General features: G+C 68.3%; 14 protein-coding genes and 1 pseudogene. 9 read left to right on the top strand and 6 right to left on the bottom strand.

Features of this window, described 5'->3' with window-relative positions:
• Positions 1-67 precede the first annotated feature (67 nt).
• Positions 68-1,090 (bottom strand): 2'-deoxycytidine 5'-triphosphate deaminase, encoded by a 1,023-nt coding sequence (locus tag RMO01_RS08285; protein WP_309628572.1) that lies wholly within the window; start codon positions 1,088-1,090, stop codon positions 68-70.
• Positions 1,091-1,214: 124 nt separating this feature from the next.
• Between RMO01_RS08285 and apaG the strand changes: the two genes are divergently transcribed.
• The gene (gene apaG, locus RMO01_RS08280) at positions 1,215-1,619 is read left to right on the top strand and encodes a Co2+/Mg2+ efflux protein ApaG (RefSeq protein WP_309628571.1); all 405 of its coding nucleotides are present in this window, start codon (positions 1,215-1,217) and stop codon (positions 1,617-1,619) included.
• A gap of 191 nt (positions 1,620-1,810) precedes the next feature.
• Here the strand turns inward: apaG and RMO01_RS08275 are convergent, their stop codons facing one another.
• Positions 1,811-2,329 (bottom strand): GcrA family cell cycle regulator, encoded by a 519-nt coding sequence (locus RMO01_RS08275; protein WP_309628570.1) that lies wholly within the window; start codon positions 2,327-2,329, stop codon positions 1,811-1,813.
• Positions 2,330-2,539: 210 nt separating this feature from the next.
• Between RMO01_RS08275 and RMO01_RS08270 the strand changes: the two genes are divergently transcribed.
• From RMO01_RS08270 to argF, 4 genes are all read left to right on the top strand, one after another.
• Positions 2,540-2,734 (top strand): hypothetical protein, encoded by a 195-nt coding sequence (locus RMO01_RS08270; RefSeq protein WP_309628569.1) that lies wholly within the window; start codon positions 2,540-2,542, stop codon positions 2,732-2,734.
• A 41-nt stretch (positions 2,735-2,775) separates the two neighbouring features.
• The gene (locus RMO01_RS08265; RefSeq protein WP_309628568.1) at positions 2,776-3,597 is read left to right on the top strand and encodes an ABC transporter permease; all 822 of its coding nucleotides are present in this window, start codon (positions 2,776-2,778) and stop codon (positions 3,595-3,597) included.
• 180 nt (positions 3,598-3,777) lie between these two features.
• Positions 3,778-4,959: an aspartate aminotransferase family protein gene (locus RMO01_RS08260; protein WP_309628717.1), complete on the top strand. Its 1,182-nt coding sequence runs from the start codon at positions 3,778-3,780 to the stop codon at positions 4,957-4,959.
• A complete protein-coding gene (gene argF / locus RMO01_RS08255; RefSeq protein ID WP_309628567.1) occupies positions 4,959-5,873 on the top strand; it encodes an ornithine carbamoyltransferase in 915 nt (304 codons plus the stop codon). Before RMO01_RS08260 ends, argF begins: the two co-directional genes overlap by 1 nt.
• Positions 5,874-5,932: 59 nt before the next feature.
• On the opposite strand, the gene RMO01_RS08250 is transcribed toward argF, so the two are convergent.
• Positions 5,933-6,436: a pyridoxamine 5'-phosphate oxidase family protein gene (locus RMO01_RS08250; protein WP_309628566.1), complete on the bottom strand. Its 504-nt coding sequence runs from the start codon at positions 6,434-6,436 to the stop codon at positions 5,933-5,935.
• 58 nt (positions 6,437-6,494) lie between these two features.
• On the bottom strand, positions 6,495-6,692 hold the full coding sequence (locus tag RMO01_RS08245) for a hypothetical protein (RefSeq protein ID WP_309628565.1): 198 nt from the start codon (positions 6,690-6,692) through the stop codon (positions 6,495-6,497).
• Positions 6,693-6,913: 221 nt separating this feature from the next.
• On the opposite strand from RMO01_RS08245, the gene RMO01_RS08240 reads away from it, so the two are divergent.
• The 4 genes from RMO01_RS08240 (at position 6,914) to RMO01_RS08225 (ending at position 12,250) form a co-directional block, all read left to right on the top strand.
• Complete coding sequence (locus RMO01_RS08240) at positions 6,914-9,919, top strand: hypothetical protein (protein WP_309628564.1); 3,006 nt, start codon at positions 6,914-6,916, stop codon at positions 9,917-9,919.
• A 167-nt stretch (positions 9,920-10,086) separates the two neighbouring features.
• Positions 10,087-11,013: a sulfite exporter TauE/SafE family protein gene (locus tag RMO01_RS08235; RefSeq protein ID WP_309628563.1), complete on the top strand. Its 927-nt coding sequence runs from the start codon at positions 10,087-10,089 to the stop codon at positions 11,011-11,013.
• A 65-nt stretch (positions 11,014-11,078) separates the two neighbouring features.
• Entirely contained in the window at positions 11,079-11,834 is a 756-nt protein-coding gene (locus tag RMO01_RS08230) for a TIGR02186 family protein (protein ID WP_309628562.1), read from the top strand.
• Entirely contained in the window at positions 11,834-12,250 is a 417-nt protein-coding gene (locus RMO01_RS08225; protein ID WP_309628561.1) for a DUF3429 domain-containing protein, read from the top strand. Before RMO01_RS08230 ends, RMO01_RS08225 begins: the two co-directional genes overlap by 1 nt.
• On the opposite strand, the gene pdeM is transcribed toward RMO01_RS08225, so the two are convergent.
• Positions 12,247-12,990 carry a ligase-associated DNA damage response endonuclease PdeM gene (gene pdeM, locus RMO01_RS08220; RefSeq protein WP_309628560.1) on the bottom strand — a complete coding sequence of 248 codons (744 nt, stop codon included), beginning with the start codon at positions 12,988-12,990 and terminating at the stop codon, positions 12,247-12,249. The two genes, RMO01_RS08225 and pdeM, sit on opposite strands and share 4 nt — an antisense overlap.
• Positions 12,987-13,686, bottom strand: a pseudogene (locus RMO01_RS08215) (DNA ligase-associated DEXH box helicase); the annotation flags it as partial. The pseudogene RMO01_RS08215 and the gene pdeM, both read right to left, overlap by 4 nt.

Genomic DNA, 13,686 nt, shown 5'->3' with positions numbered 1-13,686 from the left:
GGACCAGGGATTGGCAGGGGGCCAACACCGGGCCCGATCCCCAGTCGCTAATCCCTAATCCCTGGCCTCATCCCCAAGCCCTGAAATGCTTGCTCAACTTCAGCCCCTGGCTTTGATAATGGCTGCCGCTCTCGCCGTAGAGGCGTGAGGGACGTTCGGTCAGGGGTTCGTAGACGAGGCGAGCGACGATCTGGCCATGCTCCAGCAGGAACGGCGTGTCGTGGGTGCGGACCTCCAGCACGCCTTTCGATCCGGCCCCGTGCGCCTCGTCCGTGCCGAAGCCGGGATCGAAGAAGCCGGCGTAGTGGACGCGGAACTCGCCCACACTCGGGTCGATGGGGGTCATTTCGGCGGCCTGCATGACCGGGATCTCGACCGCCTCGTTCGACGCCAGGATGTAGAACTCGCCCGGGTCCAGCAGCAGTTCGCCGCGCCTCAGGGTCAGCGGCTCCCAGAAGTCCCTGGGGTCGTGGCCGTCGATCCGGTCGAGATCGACGACGCCCGCATGGCGACGGCCGCGGAAGCCGATGATGTCGCCACCCTGCAGGTCGACGCCGACGCTGCGGGTCTCCAGCTTCGGCGGCTCCCCGGCCTTCAGCCGCAGCTGGTTCAGTCGGGTGCCGGGGCGGACGAGTATGGAGAAGGTCTGCGGCGCGATCTCGAGATAGAGCGGCCCCTCATAGCCTTCGTCCACGTCATCGAACGCGCCGCCGCGATCGGTCAGCAGACGCACGAAGACATCGACGCGACCGGTCGAGCTCTTGGGATTGGCGCGGGCGATCAGGCCTTTCGGCAGGTTCAGCCGTTCCTGAAGCTCGGCGATATAGACGCAGCCCTTTTCCAGCACGACGCCGTTGGACAGATCGATCGGGTGCATCTCCACGTCGGCGATCCGTTCCGACACCAGACGGCGGCCCGGCAGGAAGGACGCCCGCACGCGCCAGGCGCGATCGGACAGCCGCAGGTCCAGGCTGGCCGGCTGGACCTGATCGGCGTCCCAAGGCGTGGCCGATGTGATGGCGCCGCCCGCGATCAGGGCCTCGATGGACTGGCAGGGCAGGATGCCGGGGGTGGGGAATTCAAGAGTCATATCCCACGCCATACACATTGATCTCGCCCGACGCACGTCCGGCTCAAGGCGCTACCGCTCGCGACGCGGTCGCTCGCTACTTGAGCGCGCTTGCCACCATCCCCTCTCCGGGCGACCATGGGTCATGCACGACACCCAACCCTATGTGGCTGAAACGGAAGGCGTCATCGTGCGCGTTCGGCCCAGCTATCTGGCCGGCCAGTCGGACCCGGACGAGGGCCGCTGGGTCTGGGCCTATCAGGTCGAGATCGAGAACCAGGGCCCCGAGGCCGTGCAACTCATGGCGCGACGCTGGGTCATCACCGACGCCACCGGCCATGTGGAGACGGTGCGCGGGCCGGGCGTGGTCGGCGAACAGCCCCTGATCGCGCCGGGCGACAGCTATTCCTACGCCTCGGGGTGTCCTCTGCCGACGGCCTCGGGCTCGATGGAGGGGGCATACATGATGACCGACGCCACCGGCCGGTCGTTCGAGGCGCTGATTCCCGCGTTCAGCCTGGATGTGCCGGGCGGTCGGGTTCTGAACTGAAAAATCCTCCGTCGCTCTGCGCGGAGGATCGGGGTCGGGTGGGGGGCTGCGTCAACCCGGATAACCGCAGCCCCGCCCCGGTCTCGCCGGACAAGCCGGCGAGGCGGAGGCGTCCCCGCTTTCGCGGGGATGACAATCGACGTGTCGCTACGCTCAAGCCGTGAGCGACCGCGTCTCGAGCGATAGCGCCCTTAGATGTAGCGACGCAGGCTGCGGGCCAGCTCTTCCTTGCCGCCGCGCTTCATCTGCGGCTGGTAGGCGACGCGGGCGTGTTCGACGCAATAGACGCCTTCCGAGGCGCGGCGGCCGCAGAAGCTGAACTCGGTCGAGGACGGGTCGCCGATCGGCCATTTGCACATGTGGGCGCCCAGGGTCATGACCGTGGCGGTGCCTGGCATCTCGGCGACGGCGGGCAGAGACGGGGCGGCCACGACCGGGCGGGGCTGCGGTTGCGCGGCCTCGATACGACGCGGCGCAGACGGCTGGGCCGGGGGCGTGGTGCGGGTGCGGGCCGGCCGGAAGGTGGTGGCGGTGCGCGCCGGCTGCGACGGGGTCGCGCGGCCCGACAGGCCCAGGCGGTGGACCTTGCCGATGACGGCGTTGCGGGTGACGCCGCCGCCCAGCTGTTTGGCGATCTGCGAGGCGGACTGCCCCTCGAGCCACAGCTTCTTCAGCGCGCCGACGCGATCTTCTGTCCAGCCTGCGGTCATGCCACCCTCCGGGGTACGGTTTTGATTCAACATTTGGCGCCTGGAGCCCCTCCCGGGATCCGTCAGCCACAACTAATCGTAAACGAGACCTTAACAGACGCAAGATGTGCGAATCAGTCGTCCACAGGAACTACATCTTGAATCGGCGTTCGCTGAGCAGCCCAAGCGCCGCGATACGGAACAGGCATGGTCAGGTCGGGTTGAGGCTAAATGACCGATACGTCTGCCGCCGCCCCGCCGATCACGCGCAAGCCTTTGACTCCATTGGCGGGAGATGGATGCGTTCGGGTCGTCGATCCGCCGGAGATCGCCATCACGATGACACCGGACGCCGCAGAGATCTCGGGCCTGCGCCTGATCGCCGAGGCGGACCAGGCGCGGCGGAAGGCCAATCCGGCCGTTTGAGCCCCTTGCGTGCCGCGTCATGCGGCCGCATCTGACGGCGCATGACCGATCTCGCCTCGACACGACCTTCCGGCCTGCCGACCCCGCGCCACTACGCCGGGGTCAACTGGATCGGGGTGCAGACCCTGTATCTGCGCGAGGTCCGTCGCTTCTGGAAGGTGGGCGCACAGACCGTCGCCGCCCCGGTGGTGACGACGCTTCTCTACATGCTGGTCTTCGTGGTGGCGCTGAAGGGGGCGCGGCCGCCGCTGCACGGCACGCCCTTCGCCGAGTTCGTGGCCCCCGGCCTGATCATGATGGCCATCCTGAACAACGCCTTCGCCAACGCCTCGTCCAGCCTGATCCAGGCCAAGATCATGGGCACCTCGACTGACTTTCTGACGCCGCCGCTGAGCCCCCTGGAACTGACCATCGGCTTTTCGCTCGGCGCCGCCACCCGCGGCATCGTCGTCGGGCTGGTCACCGCCGTCTGCGTGATGCCGTTCGCGAAACTGGGCGTGACCCATGTTGCGGCCATCCTCTATTTCAGCCTGATCGCCTCCCTGCTGATGGGGATGGTCGGGGTCCTGGCCGGCCTGTGGTCCGAGAAGTTCGACCAGCTGTCGGCGGTCCAGAATTTCGTCGTCCTGCCGATGACCTTCCTGTCGGGCGCCTTCTATCTGGTCGAGAACCTGCCCGAGCCGTTCGCGGCCATCAGCCACTGGAACCCCTTCTTCTATCTGATCGACGGTTTCCGCTACGGGTTCATCGGTCAGGCCGAGGGCAACCTCGTGATCGGCGTCGTCATGAGCGCCGCCCTGACAGTGGTCATGGCCGTCGCCTGCTGGCTGGTGTTCAAATCGGGCTGGCGGCTGAAGAGCTGACCTGACTTTCGTCATCATCCGGTCTGCGCCGTTTCTGCCTTGCCGGAAGATGACGAAAGCAAAGGGAGTGTGTGTTGACTCGCCCGCCCCCCCATCCGACAACCTACGCTCCTGAAAGTCCCGTCGCACCCGCGCCGGGGCTTCGTTTCTTTTGGAGGTAAGTCCGTGTCCGGTCATTTGATGGGTGTCTACAATCGCGCGCCGCTGGAAGTGGATCGCGGGCGAGGCGCGCGTCTGTGGTCCACGGACGGGACGGAGTATCTGGACTGCGTCCAGGGCATCTCGACCAACGGCCTGGGCCATGCCCACCCGGTTCTGGTCGAGGCCGTGAAGGCCCAGGCCGAGAAGCTGTGGCACGTCTCGAACATCTACAAGATTCCGGGCCAGGAAGCGCTCGCCGATATGTTGACGGAGTCCAGCTTCGCCGACGTGGTCTTCTTCACCAACTCGGGGACCGAGGCGGTGGAATGCGCGCTGAAGACCGCGCGCAAATTCCACTCGGCCAACGGCCAGCCTGAGCGGATCGACATCTACGGCTTCGACGGCGCCTTTCACGGGCGGACCTACGGCGCGATCAACGCGGCGGCCAACCCCAACTACACCGAGGGCTTCGGGCCCAAGATGGAAGGATTCCATCAGCTGACCTGGGGCGACCACGAGGCGCTCAAGGCCGCGATCGCCAAGCCGGAGACGGCGGCGATCATCGTCGAGCCCGTGCAGGGCGAGGGCGGTTGCCGCGCCATGCCCGACGTCTGCCTGCGCGGCTTGCGTGACCTCTGCGACGAACATGGCGTGCTGATCATCTTCGACGAGGTCCAGTGCGGCATGGGCCGGACCGGCAAGCTCTGGGCCCACGAATGGGCCGGCATGGAGCCCGACATCATGGCCGTGGCCAAGGCCCTGGGCGGCGGCTTCCCCATCGGCGCCTGCCTGGCCACCACGAACGCGGCCAAGGGGATGACGGTCGGCGCCCACGGCTCGACCTTCGGCGGCAATCCTCTGGCGATGGCCGTGGGACAGGCGGCCTTCGGCGCGATCAACACGCCGGAGATCCTGGGCAACGTCAACGAGATCGCCGGCTACCTGAAGCAGCAGTTGCACGGTCTGAAGGAGCGGTTCCCTGATGTGATCGAGGACGTGCGCGGCAAGGGTCTGCTGATCGGGCTGAAACTGGTTCCGAACAACCGCGACTTCATGGGCTGGGCGCGTGACGAACAGCATCTGCTGATCGCCGGCGGCGGCGACAACTGTGTGCGCATGCTGCCGCCGCTGAACCTGACCCTGGACGAGGCCCGCGAGGCTGTCGAACGGCTGGAACGGACCTGCGAGTTCGCGCGTACGAAGACGAAGGCGGCGGCCTGATGGTCAGACATTTCCTCGACATCCACCGGCTCGAAGCCGTCGAGCTGCGCGCCATCCTCGACGACGCCCATGCCCGCAAGGCCGCCCGCAAGGGCAGGCCCCAGGGCTGGGTCGACGCCGATGCGCCCGCGAAGGATCGCGTGCTGGCGATGATCTTCGAGAAGAACTCGACCCGCACCCGCTTCAGCTTCGACGCGGCCATCCGCCAGCTGGGCGGAGCCTCGATCATCGCTACGGCCTCGGACATGCAACTGGGTCGCGGCGAGCCGGTCGAGGACACCGCGCGCGTCCTGTCGCGAATGGTCGACGCCGTGATGATCCGCGCCAACGACCATGAAGATGTGGAACGCTTCGCCCGCGTCGCCACCGTGCCCGTGGTCAACGGCCTGACCGACCGCTCCCACCCGTGCCAGATCCTGGCCGACATCATGACCATCGAGGAGCAGCGCGGTCCGATCGAGGGCAAGACGCTCGCCTGGATCGGCGACGGCAACAACGTCTGCCACAGTTTCATGCACGCCGCGCCGAAGCTGGGTTTCCATCTGAACGTGGCCTGCCCGGCCGAGTATCACCCCGACCTGCATGACCTGGCCAAGGGCGGCAACGCCGTCAGATTGACCTCGGACCCGCGCGATGCGGTCAAGGGCGCCGACGTCGTCATCACCGATACCTGGGTGTCAATGGGCGACAGCGACTACGAGGCTCGACTGCATGCGTTCGAGAGCTACACGGTCGACGAGGCGCTGATGGACCTGGCCGACCAGGACGCGGTCTTCCTGCACTGTCTGCCCGCGCACCGCGGCGAGGAGGTCACCGACGCGGTGATCGACGGACCTAAGTCGCTGGTCTGGGACGAGGCGGAAAACCGCATTCATGCCCAGAAGGCCGTCCTGGCCTGGTGCTTCGCGGGCTGAGCCCGGGATTCGCGCAAACGAATAAGGGGCGCCGTCGCGAGACGGCGCCCCTTATGCCTTCAGGCCAGGCTCACGTCGGCCACGCCGCCGACGTTCGGCATGGTCTTCGTCAGGTTGGCCTTGGCGATCTCGAAGAAGAAGCCGGCGGGTCCCTTCTTCGACAGCCAGACGCGGCCGTCGTCGCCGTCGAAGCGGATGAGGGTCAGGTGCGGGTCGTCCTTGCCGTCTGGGTACCAGGCGGCCACGATCGGGTTCCAGTGTTTGTCGATGATGGACTGATCACGCTGAAGCGACAGGGCGCCGTGGAAGCAGGCCCAGACTTCCTGATCCTTGGAGCCATAGGTGAACATGCCCTTCTGGCCGCCCCTGGCGATGTCGCGGGCCAGGTCGGTGTCGTTGCGGGTGAAGAACCAGATCGTGCCGCTCTCCTCCTCGCGATAGGCGGTCATGGGCTGCGAGTGATAGCCGGGCGTGTCGATCCCCAGCATGCCGGTGTTGGAGTCCTTCAGATGCTTCCAGAATTCTTTTTCGGCATCGGCGGCGGAGAGGTGTTCGTCGGCCATGTCAGGCTCCTGCGTGGGGGTTCGGCCGGGATAACCACCCAGCCGTCGCGCCGTTCCGTCAGTTCCCGCGCGGCGTCACGCCCAACAGGGTTCCCAGATGGATCAGCAGCAGGAAGGCCAGGGCCCCGGCCAGCAGCATGATGAACCGCCACGGCACCATGCGGGGCTTGAGGAAATCGCTCGGCCGGGCGCCGCGCCAGCCGGCGAAGACGCCGACGATCAGGGCGCCGGCGAGCAGCGAAAGGGTCAGGGTCATCGACATGGGCGCGATGTGGCGACAAGCCCCCGCATGCGCAAGCAAACCCTTTCCGGGGCGTTAATCTTCACCGCTCGTTAACCACGTTGGCGCGATGGATTGGTCGGCGGCGGGCCTATCCACAGGTGAATGGGCGCCCGTCAAGATGTTGGGGTTAACCACACGTTTACACCCCTGATATGGGCGATTAGCGTGATGCCTATGGGTCGGGAGTCGAATCAGTGAGCGCAGCCGCTGCGCCTTGGAGCGTAAAGGGCATCGACCCTAAAGCGCGCGAGGTGGCCAAGGATCTGGCGCGTCGCTCGGGCATGACGCTGGGCGAGTGGCTCAACACCATGATCATGGACGACGAGGACGACGGCGTGTCCCCGTTGCCGCGCCGTCCGCACGCCGCCGAGATGTTCGACCGTCGCGGCCGTTCGCGCCGGCTGGACGACGCCTACGAGATGGAGGGGCGCGGCCAGTCCCGCGACTTCGGCCGCGACGACGAAACCCTGCAGCGCGTCGCCGCCTCGGTCGAGGCCATCGCCGCACGCCTCGAAGCCGCCGAGCGTCGCTCGACCATCGCCATCCAGGGTGTCGATCAGGCCGTCGCCGGTCTGGTGCGCAAGATGGAGTCGCAGGACCAGCGAGCGGGCCAGTACGGCCGCCGCATCGACGACATCTCCGAAGAACTGAAGGAAGGCCACAAGCGCCTGCGTCGCTTCGAGCAGGACGCGGGTCCGAAGACCGCCGAGACCATCGGCAAGGTCGAACAGGCCATCGGCGGTCTCGCCGGGCGTCTCTATGACATCGAGGAACGTCAGCGCTCCGGCCTGATGGAGGTGCGCCAGCGGCTCGACGGGGTCGAGAAGGTCGACGCCTGGGGCAAGACCGACACGGCCGTCGCCGCCCTGACCAGCCGCCTCTATGACCTGGAGGAGCGCAACCGCGCCCACGGCCAGACCCTTCTGTCGCGCATCGAAGCGGTCGAGAAGGCCGCAGGCCCGGGCGCGGGCGCCGACATCCTGGCCCGCGTCGGTCAACGACTGGACGCCGCCCAGGGTCAGACGACCGAAGCCCTGCGCAATCTGGAACGCTCCTTCGCCGGGCTTGACCAGCGACTGCGCGCCGCCGAGACCCGGGTCGAGCCGGAAGGCGTGCGCGAGGCCGCCCGCTTCGAGAAGCTGGCCGAGACCCTGTCCCGTCAGGTCGACGCCAACCGCACCGAAATGATGCGCCGGCTGGAGACCGCCGAGAGCGAAGGCCGGATGGCCCGCATCGAGGCGACGATCGCTTCGCTGGGCGAACAGGCCCGTTCGTCCGAGCAGCGCTCCGCCCAGGGCATCGACGCCATGGGCCGCGAGGTCCTGCGCATCGCCCAGAACCTGGATAGCCGCGTCGACAAGATGGAGACGGCGGGCGACTCGCGTCTGGGCCAGTTCGAGCAGGCCCTGACCCGGACCCTGTCGGACAGGATCGCCTCGGACATGGGCCGCTACGGCCAGGCCATCGAACACCGCCTGAACCGCGCCGACGACCAGAACGCCATCGCCCTCGAGAAGCTGGGCGTCGAGATCACCCGCATCTCCGACCGCCTCGCCGACCGTATCGCCCAGTCGGAGCGCAAGTCCGCCCAGGCGCTGGAAGACATCGGTCGCCGGATGGTCGAGGGCTCCGACCGGATTGAGCAACGCTACGACCGCGCCTCGGGCGAACTGGCCGAGCGGATGCGCCTGTCCGAGGAACGCACTGCGAAACTGCTGGCCGAGGCGCGCGAGACGCTCGACCAGCGTCTGACCCCGCCGGCCGCCTTCGACACGACACCCCAGTCCCTGCCGCCCGTCGCCCCGGCCGCCGCCGAGTTCGCCCAGCCCGACTGGCGCGCCGCCGCCTTCCCGGCCGAGGACTTCGCCTCGCCGGAGGACGGCTGGTCGATCGATTCCCTCGCCGCCGACATCGAACCCTTCCCTGAGGCTCCATCGGAACCGTTGCTCGCGCCCGAGCCCGCCGCCCCCGAGGTCGCCGCGGCGACCCTGCCGGCCGAGGACAGCTTCGACGCCCTGCCGCGTCGTTTCGAACCGGTCGCGCCCGAGCCGACCCCGTTCGGTTCGGCGGTCCAGCCCTTCGGCGGCTTCGGCGGCGCGGACGTCTCCGACGCCCTGGACGCCATCGCCGAGTTCGCGCCCCAGCCGCAACCCGCCTTCGCCGGCCCCGTCGCCGAGGCCTTCCCCTCGGCCCGCACCTTCGATGGCGGCGACGACGACTTCACCGCCGAAACCGAGTTCGTCGACGCGCGCCGCCTGCGCGCCGGTCTGGTCGGCGGGGCCGCGACCGGTCGCGCCGCCTCGACCCGCGACGCCATTTCGGCCGCCCGCGCCGCCATGAACACTCCGGCCGCCGCCGCCGAGGTCGCCCCCCGCTCCGGCTTCGGCCTTGGCGGTCTGAAAAAGGGCGGCAAGTCGCGCCTGCAGGAGCGTCTGGACAAACAGGCGTCGCGCGACGGCACGGTCAAGAAGGCCTTCCTCGCCTCGGTCACCGGCGTGGCCGTGGTCTGCGGCCTCTACGCCACCGGTCGCCTGACGGGCTATGAGATCATGGACGTCCGCCAGCTGCTGGGTCAGTCGGGCGGCGAGACCGAAGCCACTCCCATCGCGGCCCTTGCCCTGTCACCCACCGACGCGCCTCTGGACGCCTCTCCCGCCGATGCGACCGAGGCCCAGACCCTGTTCGCCCAGGCGACGGAACAGCTGGATCGCAACGACCCGGCTGGGGTTGAGACCCTGACCCGCGCCGCCAATCTCGGCGAGCCCCAGGCCCAGCTGAAGCTGGCCAGCCTTTACCAGTCCGGCGAGAACGGCGTGACCGTCGACGCCGAAGACAGCCGTCTGTGGGCCCGCCGCGCCGCCGAGGGCGGCGACGCGCGGGGCATGCACGCCTTCGGCATGTATCTGTTCGACGGCGTCGGCGGCGCCCGCAACCGACCCGAGGCCCTGGACTGGCTCAAGAAGGCCGCCGACCTCGGCCTCGTCGACAGCCAGTACAATGTCGCCCGCATTTATGAGAACGGCGACGAGGGCATCGCCCCGAACCCGACCCAGGCCTATCGCTGGTACCTGATCGCGGCCCGCGCCGGCGATCCCCAGGCCCAGGCCGCCGTCGACCGGCTGGCCCCGACCCTTCCGGCCGCCGCCCGCCAGACCGCCCGCGCCCAGGCCGAGGCCTTCGCCCTGGAACCGCTCGCCTAAAACCTGCTTTGATTTCCGCTCATCCCCGCGAAAGCGGGGACCCAGTTCTTTCGTCCGTTCGGTGCGTCGGATTGACCTTCCGTTCAAACCCCGACCATTGAGCGCCCAAAGCACTGGGTCCCCGCTTTCGCGGGGATGAGCGTTTTTAGAAGGGGAAGGCCCGCCCTTTGGAGATCTATCTGCCGATCGCCGAGGTTTCGGTGAACTGGCCGTTCCTGGTTCTGCTGGGCGCGCTGGTCGGATTCGTGTCCGGACTGTTCGGCATCGGCGGCGGTTTCCTGATGGCGCCGGTGCTGGTCTTTATGGGCATTCCCCCGACCGTGGCCGTCGCCAGCCAGGCCAGCCACGTCGTCGCCTCCTCCACCTCCGGCGTGATCCGCTACACCGGCCAGGGCGCGGTGGACTTCAAGATGGGGGGCATCATGGCAGCCGGCGGCGCCGTCGGCGCCCTCGGGGGCGTCGAGGTGTTCCGCTACCTTCGCCTGCTGGGCCAGGCGGACCTGGTCGTGGCCCTGTCCTATCTGATCTTCCTCGGCGCCATCGGCCTGCTGATGCTGCGCGAGAGCCTGACCGAGATTCTGCGTCGTCATCGCGGCGAGATCGCTCCGCACCAGGAGCGGCGTCGTCCGCTGTGGCTCTACGGCCTGCCGTGGAAGGTGCGTTTCCCTAAATCCGGTCTCTATATCAGCGCGATCCCGCCCTTTGGCCTGGGCGTCCTCGCCGGCGTTCTGTCGGCCATCATGGGGGTCGGCGGCGGCTTCATCCTGGTCCCCGTCATGCTCTATGCCCTGCGGATGAAGGCAGGGGTCGTGGTCGGCACCAGCCTGTTCCAGATCATCATCACCACCGCCATCACCACCATCCTGCAGGCGGGGCGGAACCAGACCGTCGACATCGTCCTGTCGACCCTTCTGCTCGTCGGCGGGGTGGTCGGGGCCCAGTTCGGCGCCCGCTACGCCGGCAAGTTCCGCGCCGATATCCTGCGCGCGGCGCTCGGCCTGCTGATCCTGTTCGTCGGCATCCAGATGGGGCTGGAGCTGTTCGTCCGGCCTTCGGACATCTTCCTTCTGGCCCCCGGAGTCGCGGACGGATGATCCAGACGCCGCCCCTTCCGCCACCCGCGATCGAGGCGCCCCTTCTTGCGGAGTCGGGCCCCGAAATGTCTGTCGGGACGCAGGGAGAACTGCGCGTCGCCGCCGCCCTGACCGATGCGCGGGTCCAGGTGGATTCCAGCTTCCGCGGCGCGTCGATCGTCCTCTACGGCGCGGTCTTCAACCCGACCGACGACCCCACCGATGTTGTCGTCGTGGTGCGCGGTCCCGACGCCCCGATCCGCCTGGTCAAGAAGACCCGCAGCCTCGGCGTCTGGCTGAACAGCCGCCCCGTTCTGTTCGAGGGCGCGCCCGGCTTCTACATGACCGCCTCGACCCGGCCCCTGCCGGACATCGCCGGCTTCGGCCAGCTGCGTCGGCTCGGCGTCGGTGTCGATCACCTGCGCATCGACGCGCCGGAGGAGAGCCGCACCGTCACCCGCTACGGCGTGCGCGACGTGGTCATCTCGCGCCTGGGCGAGGACTACCTCGACTGGCGTCGCGCCGTGATCCGGCTGAAGGAGGCGGCGGCCCTCTACGACACCGATCCCGAGGGCGTCACCTTCGTCGATCGCGGCCTGTTCCGCGCCCAGGTCGAACTGCCCACCGTCGCGCCCACCGGCGAATACCACGCCGAGGTCTGGCTGTTCCGCGACGGCGAACCGGCGGGCGTGTCGAACCTGACCCTGACGGTCGAGAAGGTCGGCTTCGAACGCGACATCTACGAGTTCGCCCACCGCCGCCCATGGAGCTACGGCATCCTGTGCGTCCTGCTGGCCGGGGGGATGGGGTATCTGGCGAGCCGGGTCTTCAGGAGAAGCTGATGGACCGGACGCGACTGACCGCCTGGACGCTGACGCTCGCCGGCCTCATTCCCTTCGTCGGTCTCGCGGCCTGGATCGTGCTGGCTCCGCGTGAGGGCGAGCGCTGGGTGGAACCGCTGACTGTCTACGGCGCGATCATCCTGTCGTTCCTGGCGGGCGCGCGATGGGGCAAGGCCTTCGCCGGGCGCGATCCCCGTCCCGCCACCCTGATCCTCAGCAATCTGCCGCCGGTCGCGGCCTGGCTGACCTTCATACCGGGCGTGCCTGTCGAGTTTCGACTGCTGGTCCTGATCTTCGGCCTGATCGGCATGCTGTACTGGGACTTCGGCCCGTCGCCTGTCTGGTACCGGAATCTGCGGATCATCGCGACGACAGGCGCGGCGCTGAGCCTCGGCGTCGTCATGCAACTGCTCTAGACGAGGGCGTTCCAGGCGAGGGCATGGACCCGATCCTTGCCCAGCGCCGCGGCCATCGGCGGCGTGGCGAACAGTCCCGCGATCGCCGCGTCCAACACATTCAGTCCACCGGTAAAGGCTCCGAACGCCGGCAGGATCAGCCTGCGCCCATCCGTCACGAAACAGGGCCGGCGCACCATCCGCGCATGGGCGACGACCCGGGCGCAGGGGTGCAGGTGGCCCGCCACCTCGCCGTCCTCGGCCTCCGGCCTCGGCTCGTGGGTCAGGAACAGGGCGCCCAGCCGCAGGTCGCCGACCACCCGCCCCGGAAGGCGCGAGACCGCATCGGCGTCGGCCGCCGTCAGGGCCTCCCGGTCGTGGTTGCCTTCCAGCCAGATCCAGCCGCGCCCGAAGGCCAGCCGGTCCAGCCGCGTCCGGTCATCCTCCGCCATCCGCCCGATGGATTTGCTGTCGTGAAAACTGTCGCCGAGCAGGACGACCCGGTCGGGCTTGAGATCGACGATCTCCGCCTCCAGCCTGTCCAGCGTCGCCCGGCTGTCGTAGGGCGGCAGCATCTGGCCCCGCGCGGCGAAGGCTGATCCCTTCTCGAGGTGGAGGTCGCCGGCGACGAGCGTCCCATGGGCCGGCAGCCACAGCGCCCCGGAACAGCGCAACACGGACAGCTCCCCCATGACCCGCACCGACAGCGAGCCGCACGGCCGCCGCGCCGGCGCCAGCGTCTTCTGCAAGGCCGCGTTCACGCCGCCCCCTGGAGTTCTGGCGGGGCGTCTTCCATGACCTCGGCGATCAGGTCGGCGGCGGAGGCGTCCAGGATCATTTCGGCGGCGTCGCCTCCGACCCGCTCGCGCCCGATCATCACCAGCACCGGCACGCAGAAGGGCGAGGCCCTTTCCAGCGGCGCATGGCGGATATGGCCTGCAATGCGTGACAGAAGTTGCCCCAGACGCGCGACGTCCAGCAGGCCCGAGGCGGCGTCGGACCGGGCGGTTCTGAGCAGCAGATGGTCGGGCTGGTGGCGGCGAAGCACGTCGTAGATCAGGTCCGTGGAGAAGGTCACCTGACGCCCCGTCTTCTCGGCGCCCGGCTGTCGACGCTCGATCAAGCCGGAAACGAGGGCGCAATTGCGGAAGGTGCGCTTCATCATGAAGCTCTCCTCCAGCCAGGCCTCGAGGTCGTCGCCCAGCATGTCCGGCTGGAACAGGGCGTCCCAGTCCAGCCCGTCCATCGGCTTGATCGACCAGATGGCGAAGGAATAATCGGTCACCACGAAGCCCAGGGGCCCCACGCCGAGCCGGTCCAGCCGCCGCGTCAGCAGCATGCACAGGGTCGAATGGGCCAGCCGCCCCTCGAACGGATAGGCGACGAGAAAATGCCGGCTGCCGCGCGGGAAGGTCTCGATCAGAAGGCTGTCGGCGTCGGGGATCAGGCTGCGTTGC

This window comes from Brevundimonas sp. (genome assembly GCF_031412435.1).
Taxonomy (GTDB): Bacteria; Pseudomonadota; Alphaproteobacteria; order Caulobacterales; family Caulobacteraceae; genus Brevundimonas.
This window is presented reverse-complemented; position numbering and strand designations above follow the sequence as displayed.

Excerpts from the sequence above, each read along its gene's own strand:
- RMO01_RS08285 (WP_309628572.1), bottom strand. The coding sequence starts at position 1,090 with ATGACTCTTGAATTCCCCACCCCCGGCATCCTGCCCTGCCAGTCCATC.
- apaG (WP_309628571.1), top strand. The coding sequence starts at position 1,215 with ATGCACGACACCCAACCCTATGTGGCTGAAACGGAAGGCGTCATCGTG.
- RMO01_RS08275 (WP_309628570.1), bottom strand. The coding sequence starts at position 2,329 with ATGACCGCAGGCTGGACAGAAGATCGCGTCGGCGCGCTGAAGAAGCTG.
- RMO01_RS08270 (WP_309628569.1), top strand. The coding sequence starts at position 2,540 with ATGACCGATACGTCTGCCGCCGCCCCGCCGATCACGCGCAAGCCTTTG.
- RMO01_RS08265 (WP_309628568.1), top strand. The coding sequence starts at position 2,776 with ATGACCGATCTCGCCTCGACACGACCTTCCGGCCTGCCGACCCCGCGC.
- RMO01_RS08260 (WP_309628717.1), top strand. The coding sequence starts at position 3,778 with ATGGGTGTCTACAATCGCGCGCCGCTGGAAGTGGATCGCGGGCGAGGC.
- argF (WP_309628567.1), top strand. The coding sequence starts at position 4,959 with ATGGTCAGACATTTCCTCGACATCCACCGGCTCGAAGCCGTCGAGCTG.
- RMO01_RS08250 (WP_309628566.1), bottom strand. The coding sequence starts at position 6,436 with ATGGCCGACGAACACCTCTCCGCCGCCGATGCCGAAAAAGAATTCTGG.
- RMO01_RS08245 (WP_309628565.1), bottom strand. The coding sequence starts at position 6,692 with ATGACCCTGACCCTTTCGCTGCTCGCCGGCGCCCTGATCGTCGGCGTC.
- RMO01_RS08230 (WP_309628562.1), top strand. The coding sequence starts at position 11,079 with ATGTCTGTCGGGACGCAGGGAGAACTGCGCGTCGCCGCCGCCCTGACC.
- RMO01_RS08225 (WP_309628561.1), top strand. The coding sequence starts at position 11,834 with ATGGACCGGACGCGACTGACCGCCTGGACGCTGACGCTCGCCGGCCTC.